Raw genomic sequence first — 21,378 nt, 5'->3', positions numbered from 1 at the left:
ACTATGAAATTCAGTGAATCTTGGCTACGCGAGTGGGTTAAACCTGCAATTAACAGCGAAGAGCTAGCTCACCAAATCACTATGGCTGGTTTGGAAGTTGACGATGTAGAACCTGTTGCTGGTGAATTCACCGGCGTTAAAGTAGGTAAAGTGGTTGAGTGCGGTCAGCACCCAGACGCAGACAAACTACAAGTAACTAAAATTGATATCGGCGAAGAAGAGCTTTTAGACATCGTTTGTGGTGCATCTAACTGTCGTCTTGGCCTAACTGTAGCAGTAGCGACAGTTGGCGCAGTACTTCCTGGTGACTTCAAAATCAAGAAAGCAAAACTACGTGGCGTTCCATCGCACGGCATGCTTTGTTCTTTCTCTGAGCTAGGTATCGACGTAGAGTCTGACGGCATCCTTGAGCTGCCAGAAGGCACAGCGCTAGGTATGGACGTTCGTGAGCTTCTAGAGCTTAACGACGTAACTATCGACGTAGACCTAACAGCAAACCGCGCAGACTGCTTCAGCATCCGTGGCCTTGCTCGTGAAGTTGGCGTACTAAACCGCGCAGACGTTACAGAGCCGACAGTTGAAGCTGTTGCAACAAGCATTGAAGACACAGTATCTGTTGAAATCAAAGCAACTGATGCTTGTCCACGTTACCTTGGCCGTGTGGTTAAGAACGTAAACGTGAAAGCGGAATCTCCAATCTGGATGCAAGAAAAACTGCGCCGTTGTGGTATCCGTTCAATCGACCCAGTTGTAGACATCACAAACTACGTGATGCTAGAGCAAGGCCAACCAATGCACGCATTTGATCTCGCTAAGATCGAAGGCGGTATCGTGGTTCGTCTAGCAGAGCCGGGCGAAAAGCTAACACTTCTAGATGGCAACGAAGCTGAACTAAACAGCAACACACTTGTTATCGCTGACCACAACAAAGCACTAGCAATCGCTGGTATCTTTGGCGGTCAAGATTCAGGTGTGACTACTGAAACAACAGACGTACTTCTTGAAGCTGCATTCTTCGCACCGGATCACATCCGTGGTCGCGCACGTGCTTACGGCCTTCACACTGATTCTTCTCTACGTTTCGAACGTGGTGTTGATTCAACACTACAAGCAGCAGCAATGGAGCGTGCAACACAGCTTCTAGTTGAAATCTGTGGTGGTGAAGTTGCGCCAGTAAACGGCAGCGAATCTGAAGCTGATCTTCCTAAAGCAAACGTAGTTGCTCTACGTCGCGCTAAGCTAGACAGCCTACTAGGTCACGAAATCCCATCTACAGATGTAGTGGAAATTCTTACTCGCCTAGGTTGTGAAGTTGAGACGACAGAAGCAGGTTGGACGGCAACGTCTCCATCTTGGCGTTTTGATATCGCAATCGAGCAAGACCTAATTGAAGAAGTAGGTCGTATCTACGGTTACGATAACATTCCAAACCAAGCGCCTAAAGCGGCACTTAAAATGAATGACCACAAAGAAGCTGACCAACCGCTTAAGCGCGTTCGTGACCTTCTTGTAGACCGTGGCTACCACGAAGCAATCACATACAGCTTCGTAGAACCAGAACAGCAAAAACTTGTTGTACCTGGTGTTGAGCCGCTAATCCTGCCATTCCCAATCTCTGCGGACATGTCAGCAATGCGTCTTGGCCTAATCCAAGGTCTACTAAACACAGTTGTTCACAACCAGAAGCGTCAACAGTCTCGTGTTCGTCTATTCGAATCAGGCCTACGTTTCATCCCTGAAGCAACTGCTGAAAACGGCATGCGCCAAGAAATGATGCTTGCGGGCGTTATCTCTGGTACTCGTGGCGAAGAGCACTGGGACATTGCAACTAACACTGTAGATTTCTTCGATCTTAAAGGTGACCTAGAAGCCGTTCTTGAGCTTTCTGCAAACGAAATTGCATACAGCTTCAAAGCAGCGAAGCACCCAGCACTTCACCCAGGTCAAACTGCGGCTATCGTAGTAGACGGCAAAGAAGTGGGTATCATTGGTACTGTTCACCCAGAACTAGAGCGTAAGTTTGGTCTTAACGGCCGCACTATCGTATTCGAAATCGAATGGGCAGCTATCAACACTCGCGTGCTTCCAGAAGCAGTAGCCGTATCTAAGTTCCCTGCAAACCGTCGTGATATCGCCGTTGTTGTTGATGAAGCAGTCGCTTCTGGTGACATCGTAGAAGCGTGTATCGCAGCTGGTGGCGAATTCCTAACAGGCGCTAAACTGTTCGACGTATACGTTGGTCAAGGCGTTGAAGAAGGTAAGAAGAGCCTAGCTATCGCACTTAGCCTACAGTCTGTAGAGCGCACACTAGAAGATGCAGACATCGCTGGTTCAGTAGATGCTATCGTAGCTTCAATCTCAGAGAAATTCGGCGCAGCACTTCGCGACTAATCTCTTCTGATAGATAGAAAAATCAAAGGCCTCGCAATTGCGAGGCCTTTTTGTTTGGGTGTACCGTCCTAAATATGGTTGACACATTTCCAACATGAAATTGGAGAGTGTCATGAAAACAACAAGTAAACGTACTCAACGAGATTATTCTCTTGCCTTTAAATTGGCAGTCGTAAGCCAAGTTGAAAAAGGCGAAATGACTTATAAGCAAGCTCAAGAACGTTATGGGATCCAAGGTCGCTCTACCGTTTTAGTTTGGCTTCGCAAACATGGTCAACTAGATTGGTCTAAAGGAACAGAACAATCGAGAGCGTTAGGAGCGATTATGCCAAATTCTTCCTCAACTCAAACCCCAGAACAACGAATCAAAGAATTCGAGCAGCAATTAGAAGAGAGTCAGCTCAAAGCTGAGTTCTTTGAAGCGGTTATAAAAGTCATGGATAGAGATTTCGGAGTCCGAATCTCAAAGAAGCGCAAAACCGAGTTATTAAGGAAAAACGGTCAGGAAGTTGACTGTCACTAAAGCTTGTCACTTCATAGGTATTACACATCAATCTTCTATGAGTATAGATGCATTAGAATTACTTGTTAAATCTGGCTAAATAAGATTAAGACTTTAATCAGTATTGAATTAAAAAAATTAATATCTAATTAAAGAATGACTTCTATAGGAAGGGAGCAATAGCTCCCTATATGCACGGCTAAAGCGTTAAGTGACTTAAATCATATGGTTCATTTGAAAGGTCATCAATAAAACCTTGGCTTGTTATATCAAGGATTTCGCTCGATTTTATGACCTGATGATTTGCGAACATGATTAAATTTTCGAGGTTCATAGGATAGTCAAACTTCTTTTCATACAAGAGTGCTATTAAAGCTGAGCGATCTATCCTAAAAAATTTTTTAGCTAAATCTATATCATTATCAAATATGTCGATTATCGGTTGAGGTAGAGGTTTATCATCTAGTCTCAACCTGAGTTTTTGTCTAAGCATCGACTCCCAATTACGCTGCTTGTAATGTCCATATGCTATTTCTTCAAAGATTTTTATCATAGTCCATTCATTGGTTTCAAGAGATGCATAAATACCATTGAGCATTCGAGTCTCTTCGGGAAAGTTGACCCAATCTTTTTTGCATTTATATCTTAAGTCATGCTCAACCTCGTGCCACCCCTCAGATAGTACAGTACGTAATTGGATTTCAAACGTTGTGTCAACTTTACCGACTAATGTTGGTGGGAGTTCATAGTTCATTCGGGAGGGGACGTCATAAACTAAGTTATACCTAACAGGTTTAAACGTCGTAGCTTTAGCTCTATCAATACTTTGATCTTTTTCGCGTTCATTGAAGAGTGCGCTTATTGCATTGTGAGCGACCAACACGTCATCAGGGAAATATAGAACGATGCGGATCCCTATCATATCTTGTAACTTCTTGGACACGCCATATTGGTCATCGCTACTTAGCTTTTTGTTAATAGACGTAAAACTTTTTACACGACCAAAAATACGAAACATTATTCCCATTTGATCCAAAGCTTGAGATATTTCGGCTTGGATATCTTTTGAAGTCACATCTGCAGGATACTTCATTATGCTTTCCCTAACATTTGTTTTATCTCACCCATTCTTTGTGGGTTTACCCCGACATAAGATCCATCATTTGCATCAGTCAAAAGGCCATCTCTTTTTAGCTTCTTGATCTCTTGAGTGATCTCGCGTTTGGAGTAACCTTGAGACTGAAGCTTATAAACGGTAACTAATGGTATATGAACACGTTCACAACTATTTGACCCAACAGGGAAGAAACGTCTAAATATGTTCAATGTTAGATCACCAATGCTTTCCGCTTCTTCTTCTACATGGCACTCTTCAAGTTGGGCAATAAAGTTGTTAGTTGAAGTACAGTTAAGGAATTCCAAGGTGTTGGATTCGATAGCATCTGATACCAACTCACAATTATAAAATTTGCAATTGATAAAGGTAGCGTTCTTAATATTGTCGATGTGAAATATTACAGACGAAAAACTACAATTACTGAATGAAATATCTTGTACACAAGTCTTTTCAAAAAATTCAACATTATTAATATCGATTGAATTTACGGAAGTCTCGTTATATGTATCATACAATATTTCACCAAGCATTTTTATTTCATATGACATTCTATCCGACTCAGATAAAAACTCTGACATCGGTTCTAACTTATTCCATAGAGTCGCACGTTCATTATGAGTTCGTGCTCTATATGATGCAATCGCTGGTTCAACAAACCTTTCGTCACTCGCTAACCATTCGCCTTGATATTCTAAAACTGACTCAGCGATATAGTTACCGAAAACAAATTCGTTTATAAACTCAATTCTCCCATCGCCCTGATTGCTGCGGTCAAAAAAAGCATGAGTAGCTAAAGTTGTCGCTAAGCCATCCAATGTTGGCCTATCTTTAGCTGCGTATAACCGGCGAGTATCTTCAAGAAGTTTTGTACATTTAGATTTTAAAAGGTCAACTATTTTTTCTTTACTATCCGATGTGTAGTTATGTTCACACATATGAGAAGCAACAGTTGTAAGTAATTTTGTTTGTTCATCTGGATTCATTGGTAGCTTTTGGCGTTCCATTTCTCTTTCAAGCATTGCTACAAAATAGTGAGAAACCACTTTCTCTGGCGTTTTTAGTAATTCATTAAAGGAATCAATAGCAAGTGCACGTAGGTAAGCAAGCAATACTGGATTTGAAAGCTGGTCTAGATCCAGCCCTGCCTCCCTAAGTGCCATGCGTCGAGGTTCAGATAGCCAGTCTTCTATCCGTGGTGACTGGATACGGTAGCGTTTAAACTTAAACTTATCTTGATATTTGTCTATCCATTCGTTGAACACACTGCCGTCAAAAATCGCCGCTCTACGTGAAGTTATAATTACTTTTGCATTGCGGTCTAGCAATTCGCTGATAGTTTCTAGCATTGGCTCTGCGTTGTCGTAATCTTCTTCAGATGAATCTCCAGAGTCGTCGCTTAATAGTTCGTCAAAACCATCTAAGACCATGACAATCCGACCATTTTGAAGCTCATCAATGACAACGTCAGACTTAACTTGACTAAACGCTCTATCTACTTCGCGAACGAAAACGTGGCCAAAGACTCTTGCCTGTCTATCTCTAGAAAACTCTGTGAAAAACGGTATTGGAGCGTCTGTTTTTTTTGCTAATTGATCAATTATTTCGTAGGAAGTACAAGTCTTTCCGAACCCCGCGGGAGCTTCTACTAATATTAATTGTGAACCTGGATCATTAAGGTCATTAATAATGTCATCAACAATCGATTCGTTGTCATGCCTAACCCTTGCGAATCCCCTCATAATTAGGCATAAAAACAATGAGGTAGACGCGCATCGCCGTCTTTGATCTAATGAATATCGCTGAACACACATTTCGAACAAGTGAACTAACGATGCGCGATATTCAGATTTTACAACAAACCATACAAAACCAATGCCCCTCCATTCACAAAAAACGCGTTAGTTCTCTGATACTTGCTACAAAAAGTGTACTTGACGGCTCAGACTTGACGCTAACTAAACTAGGTCGCAAACTGGAAACTAATACCACGGTAAAACATGCGATCAAACGCGTTGATAGACTGCTTGGAAATCGCCAACTACATCGTGAAAAAGACCTAATTTATAAATGGCATGCCTACTTAATAACGGGCGCCAACTCATGCCCTGTGATCCTTGTGGATTGGTCTGATGTTCGTGAACAACTTCGTTATATGACGTTAAGAGCATCCGTTGCACTTGATGGTCGAGCCATCACAATCTTTGAACAAGTTTTTGAGTATGGCCAATATAATTCACCGAAAAGTCACCAAACATTCCTCGATAAATTGCAGAGTATTTTACCCAGTAAAACCAGTCCAATCATCGTTTCTGATGCGGGTTTTCGAAATACTTGGTTCCGACAAGTTCAAGAGAAAGGCTGGTTTTGGTTAGGTCGTGTCCGAGGTGAAGTATCAATCAAACAACCTCATAAACCTTGGGTCTCAAATAAAACCTTTTATCCAACCGCTGTCCATAAACCCAAATATCTTGGCCACTGCTTACTAGCAAAGAGATCACCGATATCTTGTGAAGCCTATGTTTATAAGGGATTAGAAAAAGGCCGAAAAGCCCAGCGCCATAGTAGAACCAGCCAAAAACACTCCGCTACACATCTCTACCAGCGCAGTGCGAAGGAGCCGTGGCTACTCGCGACGAATGTCCCTAGACATATCTTAAATGAAGTACAAATTACCAATCTGTACGCCAAGCGTATGCAGATAGAAGAGGCCTTCCGCGATCTAAAGAGTACCGCCTATGGGATCGCACTTCGTCACAACAGAACTCGTTGTACTAAACGATTAGATATCCTGCTTCTTATTGCGTTGCTCGCTGAAATCTTGATGTGGTGGAATGGCCTCATTGCAGTACAGGCCAAATGGCATTTTGACTTCCAAGCCAACAGCATTAAACACCGCCGAGTTCTCTCCATACCTCGTCTAGGGAGAGAGGTTCGAAATCATCGGCGATATCAAATTAATGAATCCCAATATCAATGGGGAATGTTCGAATATCAAAGGCTCACACACAACGCAGGACTAGGGAAATTATGAGGGGATCCGTCAGTGCCTAACCAAGGCTGAATCAACACTAAGAGAAAACGGGGCATTTATGTAATTATAAGAAAGCTCTTCAGCTTCAGGGAAGCTGCCTAATATTGAATTTACGTAATTCGCATATTCATCTTTAATTCGACTCTTCCAGTGCACTACATCAAAAAAACCTTCAAATAGACCTCGTTCTATTTGTTCAATTGTATCGTATTTGTTTCGCTTTATAGATACCCCGTGTGATTCAAGATCTTTAACTTTCTTTTCTATATCTGTTGAGTCGTGGTTGCTTTCTGCAACTTGAACAACTTCGGCATTATGAAAAAAACCTGATTTGAATGTAAACGTAAGGTATGAAGAATTTGAATAAGCTTTTTTGTATTCAAAACCATAGCGCTTAAACTTATCTACTACTTGAGTGCAATTTATTGTCATCGGTAAGTCTCTGAAAGAGTATTTTGCCGATATTACATAAATTGCACCTGCACATAAAGGCATAAGTGTGTAGGTTTGTCGCGTTTGAGATCTAACATTTAAAATTATTATTTTTTATAAATTATCTATTAATAACAGTTGGATGGATTGTTGAGAACACTTTAACAGTGTGTGAGAAATTAGTGTCTAGAAAACTAGTCGATTCATTTAGAAGTAACGATATAGCTAGACCAAAGTGGTGGAGCTCTGTTGACTCTTAACTAACCTTTAATGTTCGAAATTACCCTTGACCCGTCTACAACTCCACACTTTATTGTGACTACAGTGATTGAGAGGGGGCTTTCTGTGTTCCCTCCAAAGTAAGTAGAGAGACACTATGAAACGTTTAATTTTGTACATCACAATTTTGGTATTCATGGCGCTTGGTAGCTTTAATGCCATGGCTCATGATTCAACGGTTAAGTACGGTATTGCGATATCTCACGATGGTGAGCAAATTGCGTATGGCAAAAGTGGGAGCGGGGACACGGCGCTGATCTTCATTCATGGCTGGAGCTTAGACAGTAGGCTGTGGCAAAACCAAGTGAGTGAGTTTTCAAAGCAGTACCAAGTGATCACTATGGACTTAGCTGGGCATGGTAACTCATCGTTCAACCGCGAAGAGTACACTATGGTCGCGTTTGCTGAAGACATCAAAGCCGTCATCGAGAAAGAACAACTCGAATCCGTCATCTTAGTCGGCCATTCCATGGCGGGTGGTGTGATTGCAGAAGCCGCTAAACTAATGCCAAAAAGAGTGAAGGGCATTATTGGTGTCGATACATCGCAAAACGTCGCATTAGCGGTTTCCCAAAGCGACCTAGATGCAATGACTAAACCGTTTGAAACTGACTTCCAAGCGGGCATTACTATGTTCGTGAAAGACTCGCTACCAAAAGACATAGACGCGGATTTACTTTACTGGGTAACGCAAGACATGGCATCAGCACCGCCAGCTATCGCGATAAACCAGTTCCGCCATTATCTAGGTCAATACGTGACAGGTGAAGCACACCGCGTGTATAAGAACGTGAATGTGCCAGTCATATTGGTTAACGCTCGCCTATGGCCAACGGATTCAGAAGCGAATAAGAAACACATCAAGGATTACAGCATTTACTACATTGAAGACTCAGGCCACTTCCCAATGCTAGAACAACCTCAGCAGTTCAACGCAACCTTGATGAAAGCGGTGAAATCAGTGAAGTAGGGCGGTTGTAATCATCCTATAGATAAAACTAAGGCCTCGCGTGTGTGAGGCCTTTTTGTTCGTTGGAGGTTTTGCTAGATACATTCATTTCAATTTGCGAGTAATGATCGCATCGTTCATTCGTTTATAGTCCTTAAACGATGGCCTCATAGTTATATAAATGCTCTATCAACCACCTCTAGATAAGTAATTAGCACCACTGTCATTAGTAATAGCTGACCGAATCTAGTAGGTGCTTTCTACTGATAATCACTTTAACTATGTGTTTAGGACGTCCTGCTATGGCTAAGAAAATCATATTCATTCATGGTCGCGCTCAAAAGCCCGATAAAGCTCCTCTTCAAGCACTCTGGTACGAGGCTATAGAACATGGTTTGCAGCGAGATTGTGGAGAATCAAGTTCATTACAAGCTTTTAAAGATGTCGATAAACGGTTTGTCTATTACGGTGAACTATCGAACACATTGTTAGAGAAACCAACAGAAGACCCTGCAAGTCGACAGCAAGCGCTGTCTGAACTCAAAAAGTACAAGACAAGCCAGTTCAATAAAACAACGTATAACAAGGTATCCAAAATTGGTTTTCTGAAAGAGGCGTTAGCAGATACTTTTTCGTCACTATTTGGAAAGCTGGGTGTGGCTGAGACACTCATAACGAAGGTCGCGCCGGACATGGCGCATTATTGGTATGAAGATACTTATTTTGGTAGCGATGTCAGGCATAGGCTAATGGTTGAGCTGAAGGAAGCGCTTGATAATCAGGATGACGTGATGATTGTATCGCACAGTCTCGGATCAATGATCAGCTATGACGTGTTATGGAAGTTATCTCACTACGGAGAGTATAGACACGACTATGGTGCGGACAAGAAGGTCAACTTATTGCTGACGCTCGGGTCACCGTTAGGCGATGAAAACGTAAAAGATAGGCTAAAGGGGAGCCGCTTGAAAGATGAGAAGAAGTACCCTTTAAACATTCAGCAATGGATAAACATATCGGCAGAAGATGATTTTATCTCTCATGACAGCAAAATTAGAAATGACTTTGAAGATATGCTCAAACTGGATCTGATACCCGGTGGAATGAAAGATATCCACCCAGTTTATAACCTCAATATTCGCAACGGAGAAAGTAATCCGCATGCTTCCATCGGCTATCTCGTTAACCCTAAATTCATCACAGTACTGGATGAATGGCTCTCTAGTTGATTTGGTTTACCATCGTCAATTGCTTCGCTGCTCGTTCGTTGAAACTTAGATAAAACAAGGCCTCACGCGTGCGAGGCCTTTGTGTTCCGACTAAAACTCAATATTAATCAAGCTTAACGAAAGCTTGGGATAATCGCCGGAATTCCCGGTAGAAGGCCAACCAACGCCATCACGCCACTTAGCACAATAAACATAGTGCCAGGCAACACCCAACGGCTCATTTTACTCAGTTCGCTACTACGTTCTTTACAACCGACTAAGCCTAAGTTATCCAACAGCATGGTGAGAGCCCAACCAAATGCAGGGTTAACCAGTGCTGAAGAGAACACGACAATCGCGGCCGATTGGGTTGTTTTCCCTTCACGCGTCATTTCCATTCCAGCTTCTAGCAATGGAACAAATACCCCAACAATGAGCGCGACACAAAGTACAGGTTGCCAGATAGCTAAATCCATCGGGTAGCCCCAAACTGCGGCGATGATACAGAACAGAGCTGTGAGCAAAGCGCCAGCAGGAATAGGGCGTTTAGCAATCGCCGCTGGTACGATATAAGTACCCCACGAAGACGTAAAGTTAGTACCACCGAGCAGAGAACCGAACGTTTGACGAATAGAAGCCGTGGTCATGGTGTCGTCAATGTTCATGTGTACTTTCTCGGTACGTTCTGGGTAGCTGATCTTTTGGAATACTTGATGCCCTAAGAAATCTGGAGACCACATCGCTACGGCTAGAATTGCAAATGGCAATACCACCATGAAATGTTCAATCGTCGGTAGACCTAACATCCAACCTGTATCTTCGCCCCACCAATACATAGGGTTCATGTTAGGTAAGCCTGGCTCAGTGTGGAAAGCGAATGGGGCGCCCATGGCAAATGCAATCGTACCACCCAGCAAGCAGCTAAGAGGTACAGCTAGCCAACGCTTACGGAAATGCTCCAATAACGCGTACAAAATGATGGTGCAGAAGATCACGACAAAAGCGATGTGGCTCATACCAATTCCTTCAGCCCAAGCGAACAGCTTTTTCACTTGAGAAGCGGTTCCAACAAAGCCGAGGTAGAGCAACAAGCCGCCACACACGCCTTTACTGGTAAGGTTGGCCAACATGCTGCCCCCTTTACTGATGGCTAAGATGAGGCCAAAAGCGCCAATCAACAAGCCAAAGGCCATAGGGTGACCGCCTGCTGCAACCACAATCGGAATTAAAGGAATGAGTGGGCCGTGTGTACCTGCGAGGTTCGCGGTCGGCAATAGGAAGCCAGAGAAAATAATAATGAAAACAGAGGCGATGAGCAGTTCATAACGAACGTTTTCTAGAATGAAGTCTTCATTTAATCCGAGAGCCCCTGCAAATGTGGCAGCAATCGCGCCCACCATAACCACTTTACCAATCGTGGCTGCCATCGCTGGGATGGTGTCTTCTATCTCGAATCGATAATCTTTAAACGGCAAATTAGGACGCCAGCGTTTCGGCGCCATGATTTGTAATTCATGCTCTAAATATTGTTCGCGGGAATCAAATTCCGATCTTGGTTTGTGTTGCTGTTCATAAGTGAGTTCATCCTCATTGGCTTGAGGCTTATCTGCTTGTATATGTACGGACTCTAAAGTACTGCTCATGTTGATTCCTTTCGTTCACACTCTAAGGCGTGTTATTCCAACAAACGTTATTGACTCACGCAGAAGCGCAAACAATGCGTCAACGTATTATTAAAAACTCATTAACATTTAGTTGTTAGTACCTTATACCAAACCCAAAAAAACAAATAGTCTCAGTTAGTTAGACATTAGTCGTAGAGTTGGGCGACTAGTATTAGACTCTGTAGATAGTATGTGTCTGGTTATTTGTAGTCCCTTAATTTCTCCCACGTTCTGCACTTGATAGTGATAGAATCTCCGCATTAGAATTATCGAGAAACTAGGTATTTATAAACAATGTTTATCCATCAGGTAAATGGCATCGATTGGCTGGTAATTACAGCCTTTGAAGAACTGAAAACTATGTTTATCGAAGATGCTGGTCCTATCCCAGCTTACTTCTCTACCGCCAGTGAACTGAGCCTGATTGATCAAGCCAAGCGCAGCTATGGATTTTTGCCTAAACTCCGCGGTGTGATCACCGATACCGGCACGTATCAAAGTGAAAATCTTGAAGAAGATTTGAACCCACAGCTTGCGTGTATAGTGGAAGGGCGTGGCCGGGTGTTTATCTATCACGGCGACTATGTGGCTTTTGTCGATGACGAGCAAACCTTCATTACCCGTATGGACTGAGAGTGATTCAGTGAGTTGAGATCGGCGAATTGGTAAATCGGCGAGTTAGCTCCCCTAGAATTTAAAACTAAAGGATTAATATGATGGCAAAAACGATCTCATTGGTACTTGGCAGTGGTGGCGCAAGAGGCTTGGTGCACGTTGGAATCATCCGTTGGTTAATGGAGCATGGCTATCAGATAAAATCCATCTCTGGCTGTTCAATTGGTGCACTTATCGGTGGTGTCTACGCTGCGGGTAAGTTGGATGAATTTGAAGAGTGGGTTACCAGTATCGACCAATCGGATATGGCTATGATGTTGGACTTTTCATGGCAATCGAGTGGTATCTTCAAAGGGGACAAGATCATCGACACACTGCGTGGATTGATCGGCGAGATTTCAATTGAAGATCTGCCCATCCCTTATACCGCAGTCGCTGCCAACGTCGCCGATGAAAAAGAGGTTTGGCTGCAATCAGGTTCTCTGTTTGATGCCATTCGCGCTTCTATCTCTTTGCCATTGTTCTTCACACCTCATGTTATTAATGGCGAAGCGCTCATTGATGGCGGGGTACTCAATCCCGTACCGATTGCGCCTACCTTTGGTGATAAGACAGACGTTACTCTGGCCGTGAATTTAGGCGGCGAACCTGAAATGGTTCAACAGGAAGTGATACCTGTTTCCCTACCAACAAAAGAGAGTAACTTGCATGAGAAGGTTGTTCACTTTATCGATAATCTCGGTAGCAGTGTAAAAAGTAAAATGAGCTTCAATTTTGCTGCCTACGACATTGCCAACCAAGCGTTTGATGCGATGCAATCGACCATTGCTCGTCAAAAACTGGCCGCTTACCCCGCCGATATTACGCTTGAGATCCCACGTAATGCCTGTGGCACTTTAGAGTTTGATCGCTCACAAGAGATGATAGACAGAGGCTATCATTTGGCACAGGCTAAACTGGGTAACTGGCTTTAATGTATTTGCTGCTGAATGAGAGTATTTATGGAAACTGAACTTAAAGGTCTGGTCACAACAAAAGATGTCATCGTGCTCACCAGTTCAGAAGAGTCCGCCGTATCATGGCTGATAGAGTGCTATCAAGAGAACACTGATATCCAGATTATCGAGAACGCACACCAACTAGATACTGAAGCGATTTTGGCGCAATGTCGAAACAGCCTTAGTGAAAGTAAAAAGGTTATACTTACCGCGCAGTTTCGTAGCCAACTGCCGATCATCAATATCGCTTCATTGTGTAATGAGAAGCGCAAATCGTTGATCAATATTGAGTTATCCGGCTGGGACGAAGAAAAACGCCTTCCTCACTCTTATAGCAGTTTCTAGCTTCTAGCGGTTTATTAGTAACAGCATTCGCTATATAGCAGCCGTTTTAGGTAGCAGACAATGCAAGACCATCACTTCAAATGTCTGCCGCCATCAAGGTGTAAAGTTCTTCCTGTCATGTAATGACTGGACAAAACATACTTGATGCCATCTATTATTTCCTCAAAGCCCGCTTCTGTGGGGATCAGAGCTTTCTGCAGCGCTTTGGTTTTGTATGCCTCATCGTCATGTTCATTAAACTTAATCATGGCTGGAGAGAGGGTATTTACTTTCACCTTGGGAGCCAGCATCGCTGAAAAAGACAATGTTAGGTTGTTGAGTGCAGCTTTACTGGCCGCGTAAGCGATGTGTTTTTTACTGCCTTTTTCCGCAACGTAATCACTGATATGGATGATGTCTGAGGTTTTATCGCCAGACATCAATTGGTCTTTGAGCGTTAAATTGAACAGATAAGGCACGGTGGCGTGAATCGTCATCATCTGGTGCATGATTTGTGATGCATTTTCACTGGGATTGTTCTTGTTCTCAGGTTTCCAGTCGGAAGCGTTATGTATGATGGCTCGAAGTGTCTTATATTCTTGACCAACGTAATGAAGAAAGCCCTCTAGGCTACTTTGTTGATAAAAGTCTACTTGCTGCAAGTCGGCTCCACCATCGCGCAACAGTTGCAGTTGAGGGTAGTCGCTGCGGTAGGTGCCAACTACTTTGTATCCATCCGCTAAAAGTTGCTGCGCCAGTGCGAAGCCGAGTCGCTTTCCCACGCCGGTTATTAGTATCGTTTCACTCATCGTAAAAACTCAGCTCTGGTTTGAGGGTTAGTTTTGAAAATGCCACCGAGCGCGGTTGTTGAGGTTTCAGAGTTTGCATCCATGACACCTCTGGATTTAACGCAATAGTGAGTGGCTTTAATTGTCACGGCTACGTTTTCTGTTTCCACTAGAGTCTGTATCGCGACTAGGATTTGCTGAGTAAGGCGTTCTTGTACCTGAGGGCGCTGAGCAAAGAATCGAACGATACGGTTGATTTTAGACAGCCCAAGAATCTTGTTTTCAGGGATATAGGCCACTTCTGCTAAACCATCGATGGTAATGAAGTGATGTTCGCACGTCGACGTTAAATCTATGTTCGACACCTTGACCATTTCATCAACCGACATTTTGTTGTCTATCACACTGATTTTTGGAAAGTTATTGTAATCTAGCCCTGAAAATATCTCATGGACGTACATCTTTGCAATGCGATGGGGTGTTTCAGCTAGGCTATCATCAGTCAAATCCAGTCCAAGCGTACTGACCACTTCCGTTAAAAGACCTTTGATGCGGTTGTACTTCTGGCTTGGGTTCATTTCGCTCGGTGTCATCGGGGTTTCTAGTCCCTTTTCGAGCAAAGCTTCTCTTACTTTTTCAGCTTCTGTGGTTAGCATTGACTCGCTCCTTATGAGTTAATTTTCGAGCTCTGCTTCATAGCTAAGCGTGAGTGAAACGGAGTCGGCAAAACGTAGGGCATGAGGCTTGTCAATTCTCACTTGAGCGTATCGAACCCATGGATGATCGATACAAATGCCGAGTACGTCGCTGGTTAACTTTTCTAAAAGCAGAAATCTTCCGGATTCGACATGTTGAATGATCTTCTTGCAGATGTTTTTGTAGTTGAGTGCGTTGTCCACGTCATCAGAGAGACAAAGGTTGTTAGCAGGGTAGTGGATCTCTGCATTGATAACGATGTCTTGCTGCTTAGACTTTTCTTCTTCGTTGAAACCGATGAAGGTTCTTAGTCTGAGATTTGTAATGGTGATAATGGCGTTGTGATTCATAACAGTGTCCAATCCTTAGAGAGTGAAGTCAGGTACGTGCTTGTTTTAAGAAAAGATCAGTAAAGCTCACGCGATTAAGAGTTCAGTCGTTCCTTTAGCCGTTCTTTTTTCAGTCATGTAGAGGCTAGGTGAAACTGATATCGAAAGGGATGGTTTCGGTTTTCTGACTTAACTGATCGAAGTTTTCCCAGAGCTGCTGATATGAGATGTCTAGAGTGGGGTGACGTTCTTGTGCGGCAATATCGACTAATGGCCTGAGCACAAAAGCGTACTCGGTGATTTCGCCTCTAGGCAGCTCTACGCCATCGATAACGCCCACTTGATTACCATAAAGGAGGATGTCGATGTCCATCGTCCGTGAAGCATAGGCTTTGGTTTGGCGCTTGCGATCGTTCTCTGATTCGATTTGATGCAGAACCTTAACCAGCTCTGCGACTGGGAGGTCACATTCGAACCCAATGACTAGGTTTAAGAAGTTATCCCCTTTAAAACCGACAGGCTCGCAATCGTAGAAATTAGAAATGTGCAGCGGTGCAAAGCGGTCATGCAATGCTTTGAGAGATTCTGTGACGTGATGTTCGCGGTTAATGTTGCTTCCGATGCTGACATAGACGGTGGCCATAGTTTTCCTTCCTTTTAAGGAACTATACGTCCGACTTGCTATGAAGATCAGCTATGCGTCCTTTTAATGGCAGGACGGCAAAAGAAAATACGGTTCTGTTACAAGTTTTGCCCGTTTTGAGCCCGACAAAAGGGCACCAGTGAGCTAGAAAGTGCCACGAGTCAAAGCTCGGCCTATGAAGGTTCCGGGCATAAATGAACTACAGCTTCCCCCTAAATTAGCATTTACTAGAAAGCTAAAGGTAAATGAAAAAGCCCAAACAAAGGATTGGGCTCAATTCAATCATCATGAAACCATTGTCATGGTGATTATATTCCGATTAATTTCCCCAGATTTGACTTACAAACTCTGGATGGTCAATAAACGGATTACGATTCCCTTGGAAATCATGTACCGCATTATTTCGGTCGATTTCTTTTTGGCTTACTGGATCTTCAGAATGCCAACGCTTTAGCATGGTAAGTAGCCAAGGTTCAAAAACGGTTGTATTGGTTCCATCCAGAACGGCATCAGAGCTTGTAGAGTTCCCTTCCCAATTAGCGATTTCATTTTCATAGCGTGTTGCCATGTAGAAATATGCTCTTGCGAAATCACCTTTAAACTCATCAATTGGCTCAAACACCGTACCTACATAACCAATAGAGTTCGCTGCACTGCCTAACTTAGAACCATTGCTTGATGTGTATGTCGCGCTACTCACCTCACCAAATGGCCAATTACTACGTTTCGAGTTAACGTAGCCGTCAGTGGCAAATAAATGGTGACCGTCAGAGTTCATTGGCTCGACTTTCCCACCAAACCAGCTTTTCGGGAATGAGTGCTCACGGTTGTAGCAATCACCTTCTTTGCTGTATTGACCACATTGGTCGGCCACCTTAGTAAATTGGATTGAATCTGAGCCTGAAGGTTTCTCCGAATACATATCGAGAATCGACCCATCAGTGTCATAGTATGCGTCTAGGTCAGCCTCAGACACTAACGTCCAAATAGCGGTGTAACCCTGACTACTATGATTATCAATAATTTGATATAAGGCTGTTTTTAACGCAAAGCCCACTTTGCCTTCAGCGTCTTTGTAATACTCACCTAACACTGGTGGTTCAGTTGGTGGTGTAGTTGAGCCACCAATCGTAAATTCTGTACTCTGACTTGCTTGGAAATCACCACCAGATGCCACAACGGTCCCGTTTACCGACAAACTGTATGAACCATTCCCCACACTGCAGCACATTCCATCTCCATAAGAGTCTGAGACTTCTAGGGTGTAGCTACCATCCGCTAAACACATTTCCACTTCATTGATGGTGTTACTTTGATAGTCTGAACCAAAATAAAGAGTTTGAGAAACTGAGTTTTTGAGAGACCAACTGGTTTCAGAACCATAGTTATCCGTCACTAGCGTGAGTGCGGCACTTGTGTCATTGCAGCTTTGTGTTGGTGGAGTCTCCGTAGGCTGAAAGTTATCTAAATACACCACTTCCGAGCCATCAAAACCTGCATCATCATAAAATCGTACGCCCACAACGATATCTTTAGTGCTCGTAGCGCTGTACGAGTGAGTCAATGCTTGCCACTGATTCGTTAAACCATTATTCGAGTAGCCTAAATAGCCATCAACAAAAAGGCGAGCTTTCACGTTACCTTCAGTGTGATAAACATCGACAGAGAAATCATAAGTTTTCCCTTGTTCAACACGTATCGTTTGCAGAAAATCAGTATTACTTTGAGTGCCTGTATTCACGGTTACTTGCGCAGAGAAACTGCCGTTATTTACAGGGTCGGTAGAGGGTGATGCCGCAATGCCGGAATCAATTACACTCCATCCAGATGGTACGTTTCCTTCCCAGTTTTCGAAACTTCCATTTTGGATTTGTGCATGCGCATTCGCTGAACAAAGTAATGCAACGCCACTTAGCGTTATTATTCTATTTATCATATAACCTTCTGTTTAATTGGATAAAAATCAACTAAGCTTAGAAAGTAATAAAAAGGCGAATGGAGATAAACATCACATTTATAAATGTAAGTAACATTACTTTTATTAATATATGTGATGTAAAGCAATGTGATATCGACCTGTCTAATGCTTTCACACGCTAGATTATTGAAAAAAGGTTCATCTTGGCTTTCAGGGGAAAGCTGCGATGAACCCAAAATAAGCACTTATCCGCAAGCCCTGCCTATAGTAAATGTAACCTCTACTAAAGTTCGATCCAGCCCTTACCTAACCAACTGAAAATTATGCGCACAATTCAGTTTGGTTCTGATTTCTAGTTTAAGATCGTGCAAGCACATATTGCTTCCGACTCAAGGCTCGTTATTAATCAAGAACTTCCTTTTATTTAGATATTGTTCAATGGCTTAGGGGGCAATATGTTTGTGCGTAAGTGTGATTAAAGGTTGGTTTGTTTTGGATTAAAACATTTAGCTACATTGTTGGAACTCTAGGCCTGAGGAAAAGTAAGGCAAGTTGCAGGGTTTGAAACTGAGTTCAATCCCTCTCTGGCTCACTTTGGGGCGAAATATTTGTTGGTGCAGTTCAGGGATGATGAAGAGCAGCCTCTAGAGACCCCCATAAACCCCGAACAAAAGCGAACTTCATCTATCTCACTGGCAATTTGGTCTTTGTTTTTACCTGACCGAAGGCGAAGCTGGATTCGATAGAAGCAATATTGGGTAGGCGAGTTAATTGCTTGCGGATAAACTGCTCGTAGCTTTTGAGTGACTCGCTCACTACATGCAATAGGTAGTCGTGATTACCTGTCATCAAAAAGCACTCTAACACTTCATCAATCACTTCAATGTGTTGCTCAAAGTCTCGCATGTTCTCTTCAGTTGGCTTTTCAAGTTTTACCAATACAAACACATTCACAGGCAAGCCACACGCTTCTTGGTCAACACTGGCGTGATAGCCACGAATAATTCCTTGCTTCTCTAATGCTCGAACTCGGCGTAAACAAGGAGAGGGCGATAGTGCCACGCGATCAGCCAACTCTTGATTAGTAAGCCGAGCGTTGCTTTGCAGTTCAGCCAGTATTCTTTTATCGATCTCATCCATTGGCATATTCCATCAATATTGAAGTTTATTTGGCAATATTATTGCTCAAAGTGTATGTCTTACTTCGCAAATAGCAATTTTTAACATCTGCGCAAAACTAAAATTAAAGGAGGAACAACAAGCATGGAATGACTTAGGAATTATGAATACTTCAACTCAACTTAGCCCGCTGCGTAAAACCACCAAACACGAACAAGCAGAAGCTCTTGCCATTGAGCAAGCAAAACACTTTGGTATCGACCCAAATAGTGATTACGGCGTCACGCTGATTGAACTGGCGACGACCCTGTACAAAGCTAATACCAAGACACACGATCTTTGGGCATTGACGGTTGATGGCTTATCAGATCTCGACAAGAGCGACCGGATCGCTTGGTTTAACGCTAAACGTTTCTTGTCATTCCAGATCGCTAAGATCCTCGATAACCTGCAGAACCCAATGCGTGCCACTTACCAATCTATCGCGACTAACAATGGTAACTTTGCGTCTAAAGGCGCGTATCCTATCTTCGATAATGTTGCTGCTATCTTCTCTGCAAGTCCTGTTATTACGCGCACTGCGACTTATTTGTTTGCCTGTACCGAGTGGATTGAAGATGCATTCAACGGTAAAGAGCCGCTGCACGATATTTACTCTCGACTGCTAAACCCAACATCAATCTCACTCGCGAATCACATGGTTGACCTTGAGGCAGGTTCTAGAGCTAACGAATATCTAGCATGGAACTTTAACTCTGGGATGGCGGCCATTGATGGGTTGCTGAGCCATTTACTTGGACATGAAGATATTGTCTTGGCCTCGCGCAATATCTACGGCGGTTCTTATCAGCTGTTGGAAGATTGGTTTGGCAAGCCGTCGAATCTGAATGTCGCGGTAGAGTGGGTGGATGGTTACTCTGGTGATGATTTTGCGGCTCGCCTTGATGAGATTGCTGATAAGTACGCAGACCGCCTGGCTGCAGGTAAGAAAATCTACGTTTACCTAGAGTCACCGTGTAACCCACACGGGTACGTGTTAGATGTAGCCAACATCAGTAAGGCTGGTCACTCTCGTGGTTGGGATGTGATTGTTGACTCAACAGTGGGTACACCATTGCTTCACCCTGTACTCAAACGTGATGATGTGATGGAAAGGCCTGATTATGTGATTCATTCCTACACCAAAGAACTGGCGGGTTCAGGCACCACAACCGCTGGAGTCGTGATTGGCCGTAACGAAACCATGTTTGTTCCTAAAGGAGAAGAGGTCGCCTGTACCAAACCCAACGGTGATGAGGTCACTATTCCATGGAACGAAACGTTGTTTTGGAATGTGTATTACATCAAAGGCGCATTCTTAGATGCAGACAAAGCGTTTGAAGTGCTCAATGGCATGAAGACGTATGAGATGCGAGTGGTGCAAAAAACCATTAATACACTGACTCTGGCGAAGATCTTCGATGCTCACCCAGACATCAATGTGTCGTGTCCCGCTTTACCAGACAGCGATAACTATGAACATTGCCAGAACAACATGTACTTGGGGCTACCAGCCGCGCTGTTTACTATCGACATGGAAGGTAACGGCGATCGTGCACCAATCAATCGTGATGGGTTCAAACAGTTCTTCGATATGCTTGAGCCAGCAATCGGCATGCAAGTGAGCCTTGGGCAAACCAATACGGTGGCGCTGTGTCCGGCACTGACCACGCACTCAGAGCTGAGCGACGAGGCGCTTAATGAAGCGGGTATCAAGCCGACGACTATGCGTATCTCGATTGGGTTGGAAGATCCTCGCATGTTCATTGCTCATATTATCGAGGCCGCCAAATTGTCGATTGACCGTAAGCACGCCGACTTCTCATCGAGCTTCCCGAGTAACGACCGTATTGACGAGATCTATATGCAAACCTATATGGATGTACACCAGAGGTTTGTGAAGAGTTTGCCGAAGTTCAGTCAGCTCACTCAGTGACTTAGGTCAGTAATGAAAGCTGCAATAAAGGGTTAGCAAGAAAAGTCAGTGAAGTCGGGTAGCTGTAACCGTTATAGGACAGTCATAACCGCTAAATAGAAAAACTAAGGCCGCGCTTGAGCGAGGCTTTAGTTTTAGAAAGCTCTCACTGTGTAGCTTCATCGAGTGCTATTCAATTGGTGCTTGGAAAGCGACTCTGTTGATGACTTATTACTGGGCTAATACTGAATAACAAAGAGCAAGAGCTCTAGAAAAGGAATGATTTTCGTAAAACGTAAAATTATTCGATTAAGATAGCGTTTAATATCACCATTAAGATCATGTGGTTATGGTTTTTTTGGGTATTGTCATTCTACGTATTTTCAACATGAATGAATTATGAACGCTACTTTCATCCGCG

Annotated in this window: 18 protein-coding genes and 1 pseudogene; 9 read left to right on the top strand and 10 right to left on the bottom strand. The window is 43.4% G+C overall.

What is annotated here, in order from left to right:
• Positions 1-3: 3 nt before the first annotated feature.
• Together pheT and AB8613_RS01900 are read left to right on the top strand one after the other, a co-directional pair.
• Positions 4-2,391, top strand: a complete 2,388-nt coding sequence (gene pheT, locus AB8613_RS01905; protein ID WP_372384332.1) for a phenylalanine--tRNA ligase subunit beta — start codon at positions 4-6, stop codon at positions 2,389-2,391.
• A 112-nt stretch (positions 2,392-2,503) separates the two neighbouring features.
• Positions 2,504-2,948 (top strand): annotated as a pseudogene (locus tag AB8613_RS01900) (IS3 family transposase); the annotation flags it as partial.
• Between the two features lie 144 nt (positions 2,949-3,092).
• Here the strand turns inward: AB8613_RS01900 and AB8613_RS01895 are convergent.
• Positions 3,093-3,986 carry a hypothetical protein gene (locus AB8613_RS01895; protein ID WP_372384331.1) on the bottom strand — a complete coding sequence of 298 codons (894 nt, stop codon included), beginning with the start codon at positions 3,984-3,986 and terminating at the stop codon, positions 3,093-3,095.
• Complete coding sequence (locus tag AB8613_RS01890; RefSeq protein WP_372384330.1) at positions 3,986-5,749, bottom strand: NACHT domain-containing NTPase; 1,764 nt, start codon at positions 5,747-5,749, stop codon at positions 3,986-3,988. Before AB8613_RS01890 ends, AB8613_RS01895 begins: the two co-directional genes overlap by 1 nt.
• A gap of 92 nt (positions 5,750-5,841) precedes the next feature.
• Between AB8613_RS01890 and AB8613_RS01885 the strand changes: the two genes are divergently transcribed.
• The gene (locus AB8613_RS01885; protein WP_065681753.1) at positions 5,842-7,041 is read left to right on the top strand and encodes an IS4 family transposase; all 1,200 of its coding nucleotides are present in this window, start codon (positions 5,842-5,844) and stop codon (positions 7,039-7,041) included.
• Between the two features lie 9 nt (positions 7,042-7,050).
• Here AB8613_RS01885 and AB8613_RS01880 read toward each other — a convergent pair whose 3' ends face one another.
• Entirely contained in the window at positions 7,051-7,473 is a 423-nt protein-coding gene (locus tag AB8613_RS01880; protein WP_372384329.1) for a hypothetical protein, read from the bottom strand.
• 376 nt (positions 7,474-7,849) lie between these two features.
• Between AB8613_RS01880 and AB8613_RS01875 the strand changes: the two genes are divergently transcribed.
• Together AB8613_RS01875 and AB8613_RS01870 are read left to right on the top strand one after the other, a co-directional pair.
• Positions 7,850-8,722 (top strand): alpha/beta fold hydrolase, encoded by an 873-nt coding sequence (locus tag AB8613_RS01875; RefSeq protein WP_372384328.1) that lies wholly within the window; start codon positions 7,850-7,852, stop codon positions 8,720-8,722.
• Positions 8,723-9,003: 281 nt separating this feature from the next.
• Positions 9,004-9,930: a hypothetical protein gene (locus AB8613_RS01870; RefSeq protein ID WP_372384327.1), complete on the top strand. Its 927-nt coding sequence runs from the start codon at positions 9,004-9,006 to the stop codon at positions 9,928-9,930.
• Positions 9,931-10,043: 113 nt separating this feature from the next.
• On the opposite strand, the gene AB8613_RS01865 is transcribed toward AB8613_RS01870, so the two are convergent.
• Positions 10,044-11,552 (bottom strand): DUF3360 domain-containing protein, encoded by a 1,509-nt coding sequence (locus AB8613_RS01865; protein ID WP_054546531.1) that lies wholly within the window; start codon positions 11,550-11,552, stop codon positions 10,044-10,046.
• A 315-nt stretch (positions 11,553-11,867) separates the two neighbouring features.
• Here AB8613_RS01865 and AB8613_RS01860 point away from each other — a divergent pair, with 315 nt between their 5' ends.
• The 3 genes from AB8613_RS01860 (at position 11,868) to AB8613_RS01850 (ending at position 13,531) form a co-directional block, all read left to right on the top strand.
• Positions 11,868-12,206 (top strand): cytosolic protein, encoded by a 339-nt coding sequence (locus AB8613_RS01860; RefSeq protein ID WP_285954065.1) that lies wholly within the window; start codon positions 11,868-11,870, stop codon positions 12,204-12,206.
• Positions 12,207-12,289: 83 nt separating this feature from the next.
• Entirely contained in the window at positions 12,290-13,162 is an 873-nt protein-coding gene (locus AB8613_RS01855) for a patatin-like phospholipase family protein (RefSeq protein ID WP_285954221.1), read from the top strand.
• A gap of 15 nt (positions 13,163-13,177) precedes the next feature.
• Positions 13,178-13,531: a hypothetical protein gene (locus AB8613_RS01850; protein WP_372384326.1), complete on the top strand. Its 354-nt coding sequence runs from the start codon at positions 13,178-13,180 to the stop codon at positions 13,529-13,531.
• A 71-nt stretch (positions 13,532-13,602) separates the two neighbouring features.
• On the opposite strand, the gene folM is transcribed toward AB8613_RS01850, so the two are convergent.
• The 6 genes from folM to AB8613_RS01820 form a co-directional block, all read right to left on the bottom strand.
• Positions 13,603-14,319, bottom strand: coding sequence for a dihydromonapterin reductase (gene folM / locus AB8613_RS01845; protein ID WP_372384325.1), 717 nt, complete (start codon positions 14,317-14,319; stop codon positions 13,603-13,605).
• On the bottom strand, positions 14,316-14,954 hold the full coding sequence (gene folE / locus AB8613_RS01840; RefSeq protein WP_372384324.1) for a GTP cyclohydrolase I FolE: 639 nt from the start codon (positions 14,952-14,954) through the stop codon (positions 14,316-14,318). Before folE ends, folM begins: the two co-directional genes overlap by 4 nt.
• An 18-nt stretch (positions 14,955-14,972) precedes the next feature.
• Complete coding sequence (folX, locus tag AB8613_RS01835; protein ID WP_048664833.1) at positions 14,973-15,344, bottom strand: dihydroneopterin triphosphate 2'-epimerase; 372 nt, start codon at positions 15,342-15,344, stop codon at positions 14,973-14,975.
• A gap of 124 nt (positions 15,345-15,468) precedes the next feature.
• The gene (folK, locus tag AB8613_RS01830) at positions 15,469-15,966 is read right to left on the bottom strand and encodes a 2-amino-4-hydroxy-6-hydroxymethyldihydropteridine diphosphokinase (protein ID WP_372384323.1); all 498 of its coding nucleotides are present in this window, start codon (positions 15,964-15,966) and stop codon (positions 15,469-15,471) included.
• 319 nt (positions 15,967-16,285) lie between these two features.
• Complete coding sequence (locus AB8613_RS01825; RefSeq protein WP_372384322.1) at positions 16,286-17,902, bottom strand: endonuclease; 1,617 nt, start codon at positions 17,900-17,902, stop codon at positions 16,286-16,288.
• Between the two features lie 666 nt (positions 17,903-18,568).
• Positions 18,569-19,024, bottom strand: coding sequence for an Lrp/AsnC family transcriptional regulator (locus AB8613_RS01820; protein ID WP_060981796.1), 456 nt, complete (start codon positions 19,022-19,024; stop codon positions 18,569-18,571).
• A 142-nt stretch (positions 19,025-19,166) separates the two neighbouring features.
• Here AB8613_RS01820 and AB8613_RS01815 point away from each other — a divergent pair, with 142 nt between their 5' ends.
• Positions 19,167-20,978 (top strand): PLP-dependent aspartate aminotransferase family protein, encoded by a 1,812-nt coding sequence (locus AB8613_RS01815; protein ID WP_372384321.1) that lies wholly within the window; start codon positions 19,167-19,169, stop codon positions 20,976-20,978.
• Positions 20,979-21,378: the final 400 nt, after the last annotated feature.

This window comes from Vibrio sp. BS-M-Sm-2 (assembly GCF_041504345.1).
GTDB lineage: Bacteria > Pseudomonadota > Gammaproteobacteria > Enterobacterales > Vibrionaceae > Vibrio > Vibrio satsumensis.
Note: the sequence above shows the minus strand (reverse complement) of the source record. Positions and strands in the feature narration are given on the sequence as shown.